Annotated in this window: 6 protein-coding genes; all 6 read right to left on the reverse strand. The window is 77.3% G+C overall.

The window, feature by feature from the left end:
* Positions 1-62 precede the first annotated feature (62 nt).
* Genes ACZ5FU_RS21550 through ACZ5FU_RS21575 form a run of 6 tightly spaced genes read right to left on the reverse strand, consistent with a single transcriptional unit; the run spans position 63 to position 15,339 of the window.
* A complete protein-coding gene (locus ACZ5FU_RS21550; RefSeq protein WP_451781195.1) occupies positions 63-1,130 on the reverse strand; it encodes a class I SAM-dependent methyltransferase in 1,068 nt (355 codons plus the stop codon).
* Positions 1,127-2,290 (reverse strand): glycosyltransferase, encoded by a 1,164-nt coding sequence (locus ACZ5FU_RS21555; RefSeq protein WP_468646524.1) that lies wholly within the window; start codon positions 2,288-2,290, stop codon positions 1,127-1,129. The genes ACZ5FU_RS21550 and ACZ5FU_RS21555 overlap by 4 nt, the downstream gene beginning before the upstream one ends.
* Positions 2,287-3,141: an alpha/beta fold hydrolase gene (locus ACZ5FU_RS21560; RefSeq protein WP_451529351.1), complete on the reverse strand. Its 855-nt coding sequence runs from the start codon at positions 3,139-3,141 to the stop codon at positions 2,287-2,289. Before ACZ5FU_RS21560 ends, ACZ5FU_RS21555 begins: the two co-directional genes overlap by 4 nt.
* Before the next feature lie 2 nt (positions 3,142-3,143).
* On the reverse strand, positions 3,144-3,461 hold the full coding sequence (locus ACZ5FU_RS21565; protein ID WP_451529352.1) for an acyl carrier protein: 318 nt from the start codon (positions 3,459-3,461) through the stop codon (positions 3,144-3,146).
* Entirely contained in the window at positions 3,458-8,287 is a 4,830-nt protein-coding gene (locus ACZ5FU_RS21570) for a type I polyketide synthase (protein ID WP_469046241.1), read from the reverse strand. Before ACZ5FU_RS21570 ends, ACZ5FU_RS21565 begins: the two co-directional genes overlap by 4 nt.
* A gap of 8 nt (positions 8,288-8,295) precedes the next feature.
* Entirely contained in the window at positions 8,296-15,339 is a 7,044-nt protein-coding gene (locus tag ACZ5FU_RS21575; protein WP_469046242.1) for an SDR family oxidoreductase, read from the reverse strand.
* Between the last annotated feature and the right edge of the window lie 605 nt (positions 15,340-15,944).

Genomic DNA, 15,944 nt, shown 5'->3' on the forward strand with positions numbered 1-15,944 from the left:
ACGGCACGTCCCGGGGGGTGGGAGCGCGTTCCCGCCCCCCGGGACGTGCCGTGCCCGGCTCCTCAGTCGCGCCGCGCCACGATCCGGTAGGCGTTGGACAGGCCCAGCCGGTGCGACAGCGGCCGGACGGCGAACCGGTCGAGGAGGGTGCCCGCCACCAGCACCGGGACGCCGGCGAGGAACAGCGCGGCCCGCAGCGCGCGGCGCGCCCGGCCGGGCCGCTCGGGCAGCCAGGGCGCGTCCTCGGGCGGCGCCGCACGGTCCAGCGCCAGCCACACGGCCGCCAGCAGGTCCACCGGGTCGTGCGCCTCGGCGTGCTGCTCCGCGACCACCGTGAACCCGAGGTCCGCCAGCCGCTCCCGCAGGTTGGCGACCGGCACGAAGTGCAGGTGCTGCGGCTGGAGCCACGGCAGCCACCACCGGCCGAGGAGACGGGCGTAGCGGCTCTGCGGGTCCGGGACCTCGATCAGCAGGTGCCCGCCGGGCCGGACGGCCTGCCGGGCCGCGCGCAGCTCCCGGTCGGGGTCGGTGCTGTGCTCCAGGTAGTGGAACATGCTCACCACGTCGTAACGGGCGGCCAGTCCGGGCGCGAGGTCGGGGAAGGCGCCCCGGTGGCCGTGCCGCACCCGGCCCTCGCGCTCGGCGAGTTCGACGCCGTCGGTGAAGTCCAGCCCGTCGAACACCGTGTCCGGCAGCACCTGCGCGGCGACCGCGCAGAAGTGCCCGTGCCCGGTGCCGACGTCCAGCCACGTCTTCGGCCCGGCGTCGTGCGGCAGCATCGACACCGCCCGCCCCCGGTACATCCTCGTGCGCCCGCCGAAGGTGTCGCCGAGCTTCTTCTCGCCGAGCCCGTCGTAGAAGTCCCGGTAGTAGAACTCCAGCCCCTCCGCGCTGAGCCGGGGGTTCTGGAAGGTGTGCCCGCAGTCCCCGCAGCGGTCCAGGACGAACCGGCCCGGCTTGTGCTGGAGCAGGTCCGTGGTCCGCAGCCGCGTGGTCAGCCGGGCCGAACCGCACCAGGGGCAGTCGGCGCGGCGCGGCTCGAAGAAGCGGTCCACGCCCGCCGCGAGGTCGTCCCGGTAGCCCGGCCGCAGGGCCGCGATCCGCTCGGTCCGGTCGATCCGGTCGCTCATCGCGTCTCCTCGGCGAGTTCCTCGAGACGGTCCGCGGCGGCGGACGCCCCGCCGGCGGCCCGGAAGGCGGCCCCGATCCGCTCGGCCGCCGCCCGGTGGCCCGTCGTGTCCAGTACGGCGTCCAGGGCCTCGCCGAGCCGTCGCGCGCCGGTGCGGCCGAACCGCACCCGCACCCCGGCCCCCGCGTCCGCGACCTGCCCGGCCACCACCGGCTGGTCGTCACGGATGGGGGCCACCACCAGCGGGACCCCGTACCACAGCGCCTCGCACACCGTGTTGTGCCCGGCGTGGCAGACCACCGCGGCCACCCCCCGCTCCAGCAGCGCGAGTTGGGGGACGGAGGGGACGACCAGGACGTCCTTGTCGCCGTCCGGGGGCGCCTCCAGGGTGCCGCCGGGATCGACGACCACCCCCTGCACCCGGTCCGCCCGGTCGCGCAGCGCCTCCACGCACACCCGGAGGAAGCGGCCGCCGACGTCGGTGTTGGCCGTGCCGAGCGTCACCAGCACGGTCCCGCGTCCGGAGTCGAGCCACTCCCAGGGGAAGCCGGCCGCGGCGGGCCGGGCCGCGATCGAGGGGCCGACCCAGCGGACGCCCTCGGCGGGGCCCGCCAGCTCCGGTGTGCTGAAGGCGAGGACGAGCCGCGGCGAGAACCGCGGATCGGCGCCGCCGGCCGGGAGCCCGGCCGCGGCCCGCAGCCGTCCGAGCCGTTCCTCCAGCCACGCGCGGACCTTCGGCAGCCCCGCCAGCGGATCGGTGAACTCGGCGGAGGTGGTCGCCGAGGTCGCCCACGGCACGCCCAGGCGTTCCGCGACCAGGGCGCCCGCGAAGGCCTGCTGGTCGGCGACCACCACGTCCGGCCCGAACCGCTCCACGGCCGCCCGCACCCCCGGCGCCATCGCCTCGGCGAGCGGCAGCAGGTACCACTCCCACAGGAACCTCAGCGCCTCGGGTCCGCGCAGTTCGGGAGGCCGGCTCCCGTCCGGCGCCCCGGCGCACGCGAACACCTCGGCGCCGGGTCCCGCCAGCCGGCGGACCAGCGCGGGATCGGGGCACGCCCACGCCACCCGGTGCCCCCGGCCGGCGAGGGCGGCCGCCACGCCCGCGGCCGGGTTGACGTGCCCGGTCAGCGGCGGCACCACGAACAGGTACCGGCTCACCGGACCTCGGCCCCCGTACGCCCCGCTCCGCGCGCGGGCACGCGGGCCCGGCCGCCCGCGCCCTCGGCCTCCCGCACCAGCGCCAGGACGTGACCGCCCACCGTCGCGGCCGCCTCCACCAGCACCGAGTGCTCGTGCCCCGCGATCACCACGGTCCGGCAGTCCGGCAGCGACGCCTCGAGCCGGGGCGCCAGTTCGGCGAGGTCGGAGTCGCCGCCGTAGACACCGAGCACCGGGCAGTCCACCGCCGCGATCTGATCGTCCGTCAGCACCCGGCTGGCCGGGATGTCCCTGCCCAGCGTGGTGTCGCGGGCCAGGCGGGCCGCGCCCCTGGCCAGCCGGGCGGTGTTGTGGCCGCGGTGCGCGGTGATCCAGGCGATGGCGTCGGGCTCGTTGTGCGCGAGCTGCGTCACCACCCGGTCGAGGATGCCGCCCAGCTTCACCGCCCAGGCGGCGGTGGCCGGTTCGGACTCCACCAGCGTGAGGCTCGCCGCCCGCTCCGGATGCCGGGCCGCGTAGCCGAACGCGACCGTCCCGCCGTAGGAGTTGCCCACCAGGTGCACCGGGCCGCGCACCGCGAGGCGGTCCAGGAGCGCCTCCAGGTCGTCGACGTTGTCGTCCAGGGTGTAGCCGTCGGCGGGGCGTTCGCTGCGGCCGTGACCGCGCAGGTCGTACATGACCACGTCCAGGCCCGCGGCGGCGAACGCGGGGGCCACGGTGAAGTAGTAGCTGGCCAGGCTGTCGGTGAGCAGACCGTGCACCAGCACCACGGTGGCGACGGCCGGCCGGCCGTCGCGGGGGCCGATCCGCTGCACGTGCAACCGGACGGCGCCGGTGTCGACCATGGCCATGATCAGTTCGCCTCCGCGGCCCTCAGGCCCGCCACGACGTACTCGACGAGCCGTCCGACGGTCAGTTCGATGATCTCGTCGAACTCCATGCCGGCCAGGAACTCCGCGAAGTTGACCCGGTCGCCGTACCGCTCCTGGAGCAGTCCGGCCAGGGTGACCAGGTCGATGCTCTCCAGCTCCAGGTCCCGGTTGAAGGTGGTGTGCGGGCCGATCTCGACGTCGTCCAGGCCGTACTCGTCCTCCATGAGCCGGCCGAGCATCTCCGTGAGGTCGGCGAGGACGGCCGCCTCGTCGGCGGCGACGGGGGTGGGGGAGGTCATCGGTCGTACTCCTTCGCTTCGGTGGGACCCGTCGTCCAGGCCACGACGTACGCGCGGTCCGGCAGACGGGGCGGGTTGGCGGCCGGTGCGCAGTGCACGGTGTAGGAGCGTTCCAGGCGGCCCGCGACGGTCAGCCGGTCGCCGGCCGGGGCGGCGTCGAGGACGGTGAAGTCCCGCGGCCGGCCGCGCAGCCCGGTGCCCTCCGCCTTGGCGACGGCCTCCTTCGCCGCCCAGAAACGCGTGAACCACCACGCCTCGGAGCCGCCGGGGGACCCGTCGGACGTCAGCGCGCGCAGCAGCCGCAGCTCGTCCGGGCCGAGGGCGGCGGCCAGGGTCTCGGGAGTCCGGTCCGCGACCTCCTCGATGTCGATGCCGGGACCCGGCCACGGGGTGTGGGGCCGCACGATCGCCACCCCCGCCTCCGCGCAGTGCGCCAGCGACACGTCCAGCTCCGGCAGGACCCTGCCGTGCGCACCGGTCACGTACGGCCGGCCCACCTCGTCGTTGTGCACCCGCAGCTCGGCCGGGAAGACCGGCCCCTCGCCCCGGTCCCACAGCCACCGCCGTACGGCGTCCTTGACGGCGATCCGGCCCAGCAGCCACTGCCGGCGGCCCCGGGGGGCGTGCTCGGCGTACCGCGCGCGCTCCGGACCGGCCAGCGAGTTGCGCATGATCAGTTCGCGGGACGCCAGGTCGGGCCAGCGCTCGTGGAGCAGCGACCAGCCGCCCGGACGGGCCTCGGAGAGCGTGTTGCGCTCCGGGAAGCGCTCGACGGGACGGGTCTTCGGGTCGTTGTCGAAGCGGCGGTCCTGCCAGCCGCGCAGCTCCGCCCACACCGTGCCGCCGACGGTCAGCTGGACGTCGGCCTCCAGGAAGGCGTCGGTGAGCGAGGTGACCCGCACCAGGCACCCCACCGGGGTCCCGGGCGCCGGGTGCGGCCCGTGGAAACGCATCTCGCGCATGCCGACCGGGAACACGACGGTGCGTTCCGTGCGGGTCGCCATGATCCAGTAGCCGAGGATCTGACCCACGTTGTCCAGCAGGGCGCCGGGCGCGGACGGCGTGGTGATCACGCCCCGGACGTGCCGGTCGCCGATCGCGGTGAGGTCGGTGACGCCCTGGAACGCCGGGCCGTGGAACATCCAGCGCTCGGCGTAGAGCTGTTCGGCGGTGTGCTCGGGGACCCGCTCGTCGGCGGTGCCGGCCGGCCAGGGGGCGGGCGGCACCGGGTGGGCGGCGGCGAGTTCGACGGTGGCGCGGGCCCGCGGCCCGAAGGAGACCTCCAGCCGGTCCGGGCCCTCGGGGACCGCGGTGACGGGGACGTCGACGGCGGGGGTGGCGGTGAGCCACTCCTCGAACCGCGCCCCGTGCACGGCGACCGGCACCCGGCCGGGCGCGGCCCGCCGCGCGGTGTCCATGATGTGCTGCACGATCGTCGTCGCCGGCACCACCGGCCACCGGTCGGCCACGTCCGGCCAGCCGGGCCGCTGCGGGAAGAAGCAGTGGTCCAGGAGGTACGGCATCGCCTCGGGGGAGACCCGGACGGTCGTACGGTACGGGCCGGGCGGCGGTCCGGTGAGGGGCGGCGGTCCGGTGGGCGCCGACTCGGCCGGTGGTGTCCCGACGGGGCGGGCCCCGGTGACCGGTGTCCCGGTGGGCGCCGGCTCGGCCGGTGGTGTCCCGACGGGCCGGGCCCCGGCGAGCGGCGGTCCGGTGACCGGTGTCCCGGTGGGCGGTGTCCCGGTGAGGGGCGGTCGGGCGGGCGGCGGCGCGGCGGGACTCCCGGCGCGGGCCGGCGCGGTCAGCAGGGCGGCCGCGGTGTCCGCCGTGTCCTGGAGCAGCGCGGACAGTTCGGCGGCGACCGGCGAGCCGGGCGCGAGGGCGTCGAGGGCGTCCAGGCCGGCGGTCGCGGGGCTCACCGCCCGTCCCAGCCCGGCCCGCAGCGCGTCGAGCCGGGCGGGCGGGAGCGACACCAGGCCGCCGCCCAGGTCCAGTTCGACCGGCTGCCGCCGGGGTCGTACGGCGCCGGCGCGCGCCCCTCGAGCGGCTGCCGGGGCGGGCACCGGGGCCACCTCGGCGCCCGCCGCCCACAGCGCGGTGGCGACCCGGCGGAGCTGGGCGAGACCCGTGCGGTGCGGGGAGTTGGCGGCGACGACCAGATGGTCGTGGTCCCCGAGCGTGTCGCCGACGAGGGAACCGAGCTGCCCCGGACCCACCTGGACGAACGCCCGGTGGCCCGCGGCGTGCAGGGCCTCGGCGAGCTGCCGGAAGCGGACCGGCTCCAGCAGGTGCCGGACGAACAGCTCCCGCACCCCCGCCTCGTCCCCGGGGAAGGGCGCGGCGGTCGTCCCCGACCACACGGGGGTGTGCGGCGGGTGCAGCCGGAACCGTCCGGCGGCCTCCCGGATCGGGCCGAGGTGGGGTGCCAGCATCGGCGTGTGGAAGCCGGAGCGGAACGGCAGCACCTGGCTGAGGACACCCCGGGCGCGGAAGTCCCGCACGAACTCCCCGACCGCCCCGTCCGGGCCGCACACCATCGACTGGCCGGGCGCGTTGTCGTGCGAGAGCACCAGGCCGGCCCCGGCCCACCGCTCCTCCCGCAGGGCGGCCAGCACGCGCTCCGCCGGCGCGCCGACCGCCCCGAAGGAGAGGCCCGGCACGGTGAGGGCGCCGGGGTCGAAGTCCGCCATGAAGGCGTCGACCTCGTCCCCCGCGTACAGCCCGCCCGCCGCCATCGCCGTCCACTCGCCGAGGCTGTGCCCGGCGACCGCGTCCGGCACGATCCCGGCCCGGCGCAGCGCCGTGTCGAGGAGACGGCCGACGGCGACGACGCCCAGCCCGTGTCGGCCGAGGTCGCCGGCGCCGTCCTCGGCGAGGACGGGCGCGGACAGCCCGAAGTGGTCGGCGACGTCGTCCACCCGGGGGGTGAAGTCGCCCTCCAGGCCGGGGAAGAGGAAGGCCAGCCTGCCGCCGCCCGCGCCCAGCAGGGGGGCGGGCCGGAACCAGACGTCGCTGCGGCCGTGCCAGGCACGCCCCTTGGCGACCGCCCGGCGGGCCAGCGCGAGCCGCCGGTCCGTCGGGCCGACGATCCCCAGCCGGACCGGCCCGGCCCCCGGACCGGGACGGGCCGGATCGAGTCCGGCGGCGCGCACGGCGCCGTCGTCGGCGTCGAGCAGGGCGGCCAGATCCTGCGGAGAACCGGCGGCCAGCAGCAGCACCGGCTCGGTCTCGACGACCTGTGCCGCCGGCCGGACGGCGGCCGGGCCGCGGCCCCCGGACACCGGGCGGACGGCGGCCGGGTCAGGAGCCCCTGGTACCAGGGGCGCGGCGGCCGGATCAGGAGCCTCCGGCACCGGGCGGGCGACGGCCGGGCCGCGGCCCCCTGGCGCGGGGCGGGCGGTGGCCGGGCCGCGGGTCCCCGGCGGTTCCTCCAGGACCACGTGCGCGTTGATCCCGCCGAACCCGAACGCGTTGACCGCGGCCCGCCGGACCGGCCGGTCCGGGGTGCTCTCCCAGGGGACGGCCTTCTCCAGCGTGCGGAAGCGGGTGCGGGCCAGCGCCGGGTGCGGATCGTCGCAGTGCAGGGTCGGCAGCAGCGTCGCGTGGTGGACCGCGAGGGCGGCCTTGACCAGTCCGGCGACCCCGGCGGCCGGCATGGCGTGCCCGATCATCGACTTGACCGAGCCGAGTACGGCCTCCCCGTCACCGGGCCCGAACACATCGGCCAGCGTGGCCAGTTCGGCCCCGTCACCGGCCGGGGTGGCGGTGCCGTGCGCCTCCAGCAGGCCGATCGATCCGGAGGCGGCCGGATCGAGCCCGGCCGCCCGCCACGCCTGCCGCACGGCCTGCGCCTGACCGCCCGGATCCGGGTTGACGAGCCCGGCCGCCCGGCCGTCGCTCGCCACACCGGTGCCCCGGACGACGGCGTAGATCCGGTCGCCGTCGCGTTCGGCGTCGGCGAGCCGCTTGAGGACGACCACGCCCGTGCCCTCGCCGATCAGGATGCCGTCGGCCTCCCGGTGGAAGGGCCGGATGCGCTGGCTGGGGGAGAGGGCGCGCAACTGTGAGAACACGCTCCACAGCGTGATGTCGTGGCAGTGGTGGACGCCTCCGGCGAGCATCAGGTCGCAGCGGCCGCCGGCGAGTTCGCGCACCGCCTGGTCGACGGCGACCAGCGAGGAGGCGCAGGCCGCGTCCACCGTGTAGGCGGGGCCGCGCAGGTCGAGCCGGTTGGCGATCCGCGAGGCGGCGAGGTTGGGCACCAGACCGATCGCCGACTCGGGGCTGTCGGTCCCCAGCCGTTCCGTGAACGCCTCCCGTACCAGGTCGAGCCGGTCTCGCGGCAGGTCCGGCAGCAGCTCGCCCAGGGTGCGCACGAGCTGGCCGGCGGTCCGCACCCGCTGGTCCAGCCGGACCAGGCCCGGGGTGAGGTACCCGCCCCGGCCGAGGACGACGCCGGTGCGCGCCCGGTCCGCCAGGCGGTCCGCGCCGCCCGCGTCGTCGAGGGCGGCGGCGGCCACGTGCAGCGCGATGAGCTGGTCGGGCTCGGTCCCGGCCACCGAGTTCGGCATGATCCCGAACCGGGTGACCTCGACCCGCGCGAGCCCGTCCACGAAGCCGCCCCGTCGCGCGTACACCCGGTCCGCGACGGCCGGCTCGGAGGCGGTGCCGGGACGGTAGTAGTCCGCGTCCCAGCGCCCGTCGGGCACCTCGCCGACGGCGTCCACGCCGTCCCGCAGGTTCCGCCAGTAGGCGTCCAGGTCGGGGGCGCCCGGCAGCAGCACCGCCATCCCGACGATGGCGACCGGCACTTGACGGTACGTCACGTCGGCGGTCACCAGCCCGAGGCGGTGTGGACGACGGCCGTCGCCGACTCCTCGCCCCAGGCCAGCTCCCGCAGCAGCGCCGCGGTGCCCTCCTGCGGGTCGATCAGCCGGATGCCGCGCCGGGCGTACTCGCGGGCCAGCTCCGCGCCCACCATGCCGCCGTGCCCGGCGGCGGGCGCCCAGGGGCCCCAGTGCACGGTCAGCGCGCGCCGGCCGGTGCGGGCGGCGAACGCGCCGCCCAGTGACTCCAGGGCGTCGTTGGCCGCCGCGTAGTCGGCCTGGCCACGGTTGCCGAGGACGGCGGAGATGCTGCCGAACAGCACCGTGAACGCGGGCGCGACGGGCAGTTCCTCCAGCGCCGCGAGCAGCGCCCGGGCCCCGCCGGCCTTCGTGCCGTAGACCCGGCGGAAGGACTCGGCGCTCTTCTCGGCGACGAGCCGGTCCTCGATGACGCCGGCCGCGTGGACCACGCCGTCGAGCCGGCCGTGCTCGGCGTGGATCTCCTTCACCGTCTGGCGGACGGCGTCCGGGTCGCGGAAGTCGGCCGAGCGGTAGCGGACCCGGCTGCCGAGCGCGGTGAGTTCCGCCAGGGTCGCCCTGATCTCCCGCTGGGCGAGCAGGAGTTCGGCGGCACGGTTGATCTCGGCCGGCTTCGCCCCGCCGCGCGCGGCGAGCGCGGCGCGCAACTGCTCCGGGGTGCGGGCGGCCGCGGTGTCCGCGTCCTCCGGGGCGTCCGGGACGGGGGTGCGGCCGAGGAGTTCCAGACGGCAGCGAGCCGCACCGGCGAGCGCCGCGGCGAACTGCGCGGTGATGCCCCGCGCCCCGCCGGCCAGCACCACCACGGAGTCCCGGTCCAGGCCCAGCGCGGCGGCCTCGGCCGCGCCGTCCCCGGCCGGTCCGGCCCCCGTGCCGGCGAGGGCGCCGAGGGGTGCCTCCACCAGTTCGAACCCGTGCCGCCCGGCCGCCGACCGCACCACGACCGGCACGCGGTCCGGGGCGGCGGCCTCCAGCGCCACGGCCTCCGCGACCGCGGCGGGCGAGACGTCGGCGAGTTCGACGACCCGCGCCACCGTCCGCGGGTACTCCCGGGCCACGGTGCGGAACAGGCCGCGCAGCCCCGCCGACCGCGCGTCGTCGCCGGCCGGCCGGACGGCCAGCAGCCACCGGGGCTCGCCCGCCAGGGCCGCCTTCAGCACCGGGAACGCGTCCGGCAGCACGGGCGCGTCGTCGTCCGCGAGCGCGCCGAGGTACAGCACCCCGTCCACCGGCCCGTCCCCGTCCCCCGGGAGATGGTCCCGGCCGCGTACGACGACCTCGGCGCCCGACGCCGCGAGGGCGGCCGCCACGCCGGGCACGTCACCGAGGACGAGCCAGCGGGTGCCGGGCAGCAGGGCGGGGTCGGGGCCGTCGGGACTGTCGGGGGCGGCGGCTCCGTCCAGGAGCACCGGGCGCAGCACGTGCCGGCGGGGCGGCTCCCCGGCCACGGCCTCCGCGGACGCCACGGGCGCGGGCGTCGAGGACACGGACGCCGAGGACACGGACGCCGAGGGCGCGGACGTCAGGGGAGCCGGCCCGTCCGCGGACGCCGGCGTCTCCGGAGCCGCCGTCTCCGGTGCCGCGGGCGCGCCCAGCCGGGCCGTGAGCCAGTCGGTCACCGCCGCCGCCGTACGCGCCTTCGCCAGCTCCTCCAGCTCCGCGTCGGCCATCGACGTGAAGTCCGCGCCGCTCCCGGCGCCCAGCCGCCTGGCCAGTTCACCGGCGATCTCGGCCCGCTTGATGGAGTCGATGCTGAGGTCCGCCTCCAGGTCGAGGTCGGGTTCGATCATGTCGACCGGGTAGCCGGTGCGTTCGCTGATGATCTCCAGGACCGTCCGCTGGACGTCCACGGGCCCGGCGGCTTGCGGCGCGGCCTCCGGCTCCGGCTCCGGTCCCGGTGGTGCCGCCGGGGCCGGGAGGGCGGGCCCCTGCGGCACGGCCGCCGCCGCGGGCAGCGGCGCCCGCGGGGGGAGGGCGGGCGCGGCGGCCGGGGCGCCGGGCACGCCGCCGAAGTAGGTGAGCAGCACGTCCCGCTGGGCGGCGATCATCTCCCGGCTGGTGCGCAGGAACTCGGCGACGAGCGCGTCCCGGTCGGACGGGAGGCCGTGCGGGGGTTCGGTCGTCACAGTCGTCTCCAGGGTGTCCGCGGTGTCCGCGACGCGTCGGGCCGGTGCGAGGGCACCGGGGAGGAGGGCGCCGGCGGCGGTGCGGACGAGCTGCCCGTCCACCGTCCAGCCGGGGATCCGGGGCGCGGGGGCGCGCAGCGCGTCGACGGCGTCCCGGCCGCGCAGCAGCCGTCCGGTGCGCACCGAGAGCCCCGCGACGGCCAGCCGGGCGAGGGCGTCGAGCCAGTCGCGCAGGCCGCCGCCGGGGCGGGGTTCGCAGGCGACCGCGGTGTGCGGGCGCTCGCCGAGGATCTGCCCGACCAGCCGGGTCAGCACCGATCCGGGGCCGGCCTCGACGAAGACGCGCGCGCCCGCCTCGTACATCGACTCGATCTGGTCGACGAAGGAGACGGGGGCGCCGATCTGCGCGGCGAGCTCGGCCCGGACCGCGTCCGCGTCCGCGGCGTACGGGGCGGCGGTGCGGTTGGACCACACCGGGAACTCGGGGGCGTGCACCGGGCGGGCCGCGAGCGCCGCGGCGAAGCGGTCGCCGGCGCCGGCCACCAGCGGGCTGTGGAAGGCGCACGCCACCGGTATCCGCCGCGCGTCGAGACCGGCCCCGCGCAGCAGCCGTACGGCCTCGGCGACCGCGTCGGTGGGACCGGAGACGACCGTCTGGCGGGGGGAGTTGCGGCCTGCGACGACGACGGTGTCCGGAGCGCCGGCCGCCTTGAGGGCCTGCTCCGTCTCCTCGGCGCCGGCGGCGACCGCGGCCATGGTCCCCGGGTCCTCCCCGGCGGCCCCGAGGATCGCCGCCGCCCGCTCGCCGCTCAGCTCCAGCAGCGTCTCGGGGGCGAGGGCCCCGGCGGCGCAGAGGGCGACCAGCTCGCCGTAGCTGTGCCCGGCGGCCATGTCCGGTTCCACGCCGGCGGCCGTGAGCAGGGCGTGCGCGGCGAGCCCGGCCACCCCGAGGGCCGGTTGCGCCACCCGCGTGTCGGTGAGGGCGGCCCGCTGCCGGTCCCGGGCGGCGTCGTCGAACGCGGCCGGCGGGTACAGCGCGTCGGCGTGTGCCCGCCCCAGCTCCAGGTGCGGGCGCAACTCGGGGAGCGCCACGAACAGTTCGGCGAGCATGCCGGGGCGCTGGCTGCCCTGCCCGGGGAAGAGGAAGGCGACCTTGCCGCCGTCGGCGTCCCCGGCGCCGGCCAGGTGGACCCCGCGGGCGGGGGCGGTGCCGACCGGGGCGGTACCGGCGGGGGCGGTACCGGCGGGGGCGGTGCCGGCCGGGGCGTCGAGCACGGCCCGCAGCTTCGCGGTCAGGTCGTCCACGTCGCTCGCCACGACCGCGATCCGCACCGGGTCGGTGCTCGCGTCCGCGCGCCGTGCCGCGCCGAGCGCCAGGTCGCGCAGGCGCCACGGGCGGCCGTCCGCCCCGGCGGCCCGCAGGACCTCCCCGGCCGCGTGCCGGGCCGACTTCTCGTCCCGGCCGCGGAACACGAACAGCTCGGCCGGCCAGGCGTCCAGTCCCCGCGCCGGCGGCACCCCGCCGGCGTGCGCGGCCAGCACCACGTGGAAGTTGGTGCCGCCGAAGCCGAACGCGCTGACCCCGGCCAGGCGTTCGGCGGCGGGAGCGGCCCACGGCCGGGCCTCGGTGTGGAAGGCGAACGGGCTGCGGTCCGCCTCCCAGGCCGCGTTGGGCGCCCGGACGTGCAGCGTCGGCGGCCGGACGCCGGTGTACAGCGCGAGCACCGCCTTGATCAGGCCGGCCAGCCCGGCCGCGCACTTGGTGTGCCCGATCTGCGACTTGACCGAGCCGATCGCGCAACCGCCCGCCTCGGCGCCCGCCTCCTGGAACACCTCCTCCAGGACGGTGAGTTCGGTGCGGTCGCCGACCACCGTGCCGGTGCCGTGCGCCTCGACGAGGCCGACCCGCGCCGGGGAGACGCCCGCGCTCGCGTAGGCCCGCCGCAGCGCGGACCGCTGGCCCTCGGGGCGGGGCGCGGTCAGCCCGAGGGAGCGGCCGTCGCTGGAGGAGCCGAGACCCTTGACGACGCCGTAGATCCGGTCGCCGTCGCGCTCGGCGTCCGCGAGCCGCTTGAGGACCACGCAGGCCACGCCCTCGCCCAGGGCGATGCCGTCGGCCGAGCCGTCGAAGGCGCGGGAGCGGCCGGTGGGGGAGAGGGCGTGCACCGAGGAGAACAGGACGTAGTCGTTGATCCCGTTGTGCAGGTCGGCGCCGCCGCACAGCACGACGTCGCTGGTGCCGGCGAGGAGTTCCTTGCAGGCGGCGTCGACCGCGGCCAGCGAGGAGGCGCAGGCGGCGTCGACGGTGTAGTTGGCGCCGCCGAGATCGAGCCGGTTGGCGATCCGGCCGGAGATGACGTTGGCGAGCATGCCGGGGAACGAGTCCTCGGTGAGCCGCGGCAGCTGCTCGTCCAGGCCCCGCGGCACCGTCCCGTAGTAGGAGGGCAGCACGGCCCGCAGGGTGGCCGCGTTGGAGAGGTCGCTGCCGGCCTCCGCGCCGAACACCACCGAGGTGCGGGAACGGTCGAACTCCCGCCCCCCGTCGCCGTACCCGGCGTCCTCCAGGGCCCGCCGGGCCGCCTCCAGGGACAACAGCTGGACCGGCTCGATGCGGCCGAGGGAGGCGGGCGGGATGCCGTAGCGCAGCGGGTCGAAGGGGATCGGCGGCAGGAAGCCGCCCCACTTCGACGGGGTGGACGCGCCGTGGTGCACGGCCGGGTCCCAGCGGTCGGCCGGGACCTCGCCGACCGCGTCCACGCCGCCCACGACGTTCGCCCAGAACGTGGACAGGTCGGGCGCCTCGGGGAACATGCAGGCCATGCCGACCACGGCGATGTCGAGCGGCGCGGGCGCCGCGGGGCGCGGTGCCCGCCCGAAGCCGAGTTCGGCGGCCCGCCGGGACAGGAACGCGGCCGCTCCCGTGGTCACGGACGCGTGCAGCGCGGCCAGGGTCGTGGTCGCCGAGCGCAGCACGGCCACCTCGCCCGCCATGAACATCCCCTCGGCGAGCTGTCGTTCCTCGTCGACGGGCATGAGAGCGCCGTCCGCACCGCGCGTCGTCCCCTTGCTGGCGAGGCGCAGCCGTCCGACGTTGAGCCGCTCCAGCTCCTCCCAGATCCGCCGGTCGGGGACGCCCTCGGCGCGCAGCCGGGCCTCCTCCTCGCGGTAGCCGGCCGCGAACGGGCTGGGCACGCAGCGCGTGGCGTGCCCCGGCGCCGACTCCAGCAGCGTGGTGCGGTCGGCGGCCAGCACCTGCCGCTGGAACAGCGGCCGGATCGCCCCGTGCGCCACCGCCTCCTCGGTGAACAGGTACGCCGTGCCCATCAGGACGCCGACGGCCGCCCCGCGCGCGGTCAGCGGCGCGGCGAGCGCGGCGACCATCGCGGCCGACCGCTCGTCGTGAACCCCGCCCGCGAAGAACACCTCGAGGTCACCGGCGTCGCCGCCGTCCTCCACGTGGTCCTCCAGCACGGCGAGCTGCGCCTCCCACAGCGGGAAGCTCGCCCGCGGTCCGACGTGCCCGCCGCACTCCGAGCCCTCGAACACGAACCGGCGCGCACCGGCCTGGAGGAACTGCCGCAGCAGACCCGGCGACGGCACGTGCAGGAAGGTCCGGATCCCGTCCCGCTCCAGCGCCTGCGCCTGCGCGGGCCGCCCGCCCGCGATGATCGCGTGCGTCGGCCGTACCTCCCGCACGGCCTCCAGCTGCGCCGCCCGCACGTCCTCCGGCGCGAAGCCGAGCACACCGACCCCCCAGGGCCGGCCGGCCACCGCGTCCCGCGTCTGCGTCAGCATCGCCCGCGTGCGCTCGCCGTCGGCCAGCGCCAGCGCCAGGAACGGCAGCGCCCCGTCCGCGGCGACCGCCGCCGCGAACCCCGCGCCGTCGCTGACCCGCGTCATCGGCCCCTGGGCGACCGGCAGCCGGGTGCCCAGCGCGCGGCTCATCGGCGAGTCCTCCGCCGGCGTCCCCACGGTCCCCTCGTCGCCCGGGGCGTCGCGCACCGCGCCACCCGCGGTGTCGGGCACCGCCTCGCCGACGGCGTCGCGCACCGCGTCGCGCAGTGCCCGCACCGTCCGCCGCGCGTCCCCCCAGCGGTCGGCGAACCGGGCGGCGAGGAAGCCGTCCTGGCCCACCGGCAGCAGCCGGGTGTGCGGGTCCCGTCCGCCGAGCAGGGCCGCGACCTCCTCGGGGCCGGCGTCCGCGGGGAGCCGCGGGGCGTCGGGGCCCCGGCGCAGCAGCACCCGATGGCCGGCCACGACGACGGTCTCCGAACCGTCCAGGGGGCGCAGCACGGCGGCCGTCGCCTCGGGCAGCGAGGACTCGGCCAGCAGCGCGAGCTGCCCGTCGAGGACGACCCCGGCCGCCCCGCCGGCCACCGCGGCGGCGGCCGTGCGCGGGCCGATGCCCCCGCAGGCCCACACCGGAAGGTCCGGCTCCGGGGCGGAGAGCAGTTGTTGGAGCAGGACGAAGGTGCTCAGCGTCCCGGTCCGGCCGCCGCACTCGCCGCCCCGCGCGATCAGACCGTGCGCGCCGGCGCGGGCGGCCTCGCGGGCGCCCGGCAGATCGGTGACCTCGACGAGGACACGGTGCCGTGCGACGAGCCCGTCGAGCGGCCAGGCCGAGTCGGCGGCCAGCACCACGGTGTGCGGTCCGTCGGTTCCGAGGTCGGCGGGGGACAGCCCGCAGCGCGGGCCGACCCTGACCCCGAAGCCGTTCGGCGCCGAGCGCCGCAACCGGGCCAGCGCCTCGCGCGTTCTTCGGCCGCCGTCGCCGAGATCGAGCACGCCGAGGCCGCCGGCCCCGGCGATCGCGAGGGCGAGCCCGGCATCCGGTTCGCCGAACGGGGTAATGCCGATGATCATGTCCTCGGGGCGCACGGTGGACGTCATCGATTCTCCGAATCAAGGGAAAACTGCACGGTGGGGGTTTGCGGGAGGGCAAAGGCGTGCACCGGTTTCCCGGCGGGAAAAGATCACCGCGGAAGACCGTGAAAAAGTTCTTGTTCGAAGCGCGTCGAAAGGTAGTGGGCTTATTACTCGCCGGTCAACGTTTGAACGACCGATCGTTTTCCCGGCGCATCGATTCGGTCACTTCCGGAGAAAGGCCACGGCGTAGGAAAACGGATCTATTGCTTTTCTTGCCGACCCGGTTCATCCGGTCCACACATTGTTGAAACACGCACGAGCGACGGAAATGGGTTCCTTTGGATCGCTTGTCCGGAAAGCGGGGCCGAGGGATCCGTCCCCCGACGGCTCCCGGGGAAAATCCGCGTGTCGTGTCCGGGCGACCGGGAAGGGTCCGGATCCGCCCGTCCCCGTTCCCGCTCTCCTGCGGCGCCGTCCCGCCGTCGGGCCGGGCGGTCGCCCTGCTTCCGCCGCTCGGGCGGTCGGGCGGACGGCAGGGGTCAGGGGGCGGGGGGGCTGGGGCCCGGCCCGCGTCGCCCCGCCGGTCCCCGTCCGCCGCGCCGCGCCGCGCCGTCCGCCGGGTCGGGTTC

Source organism: Streptomyces sp. NPDC031554, from assembly GCF_055580685.1.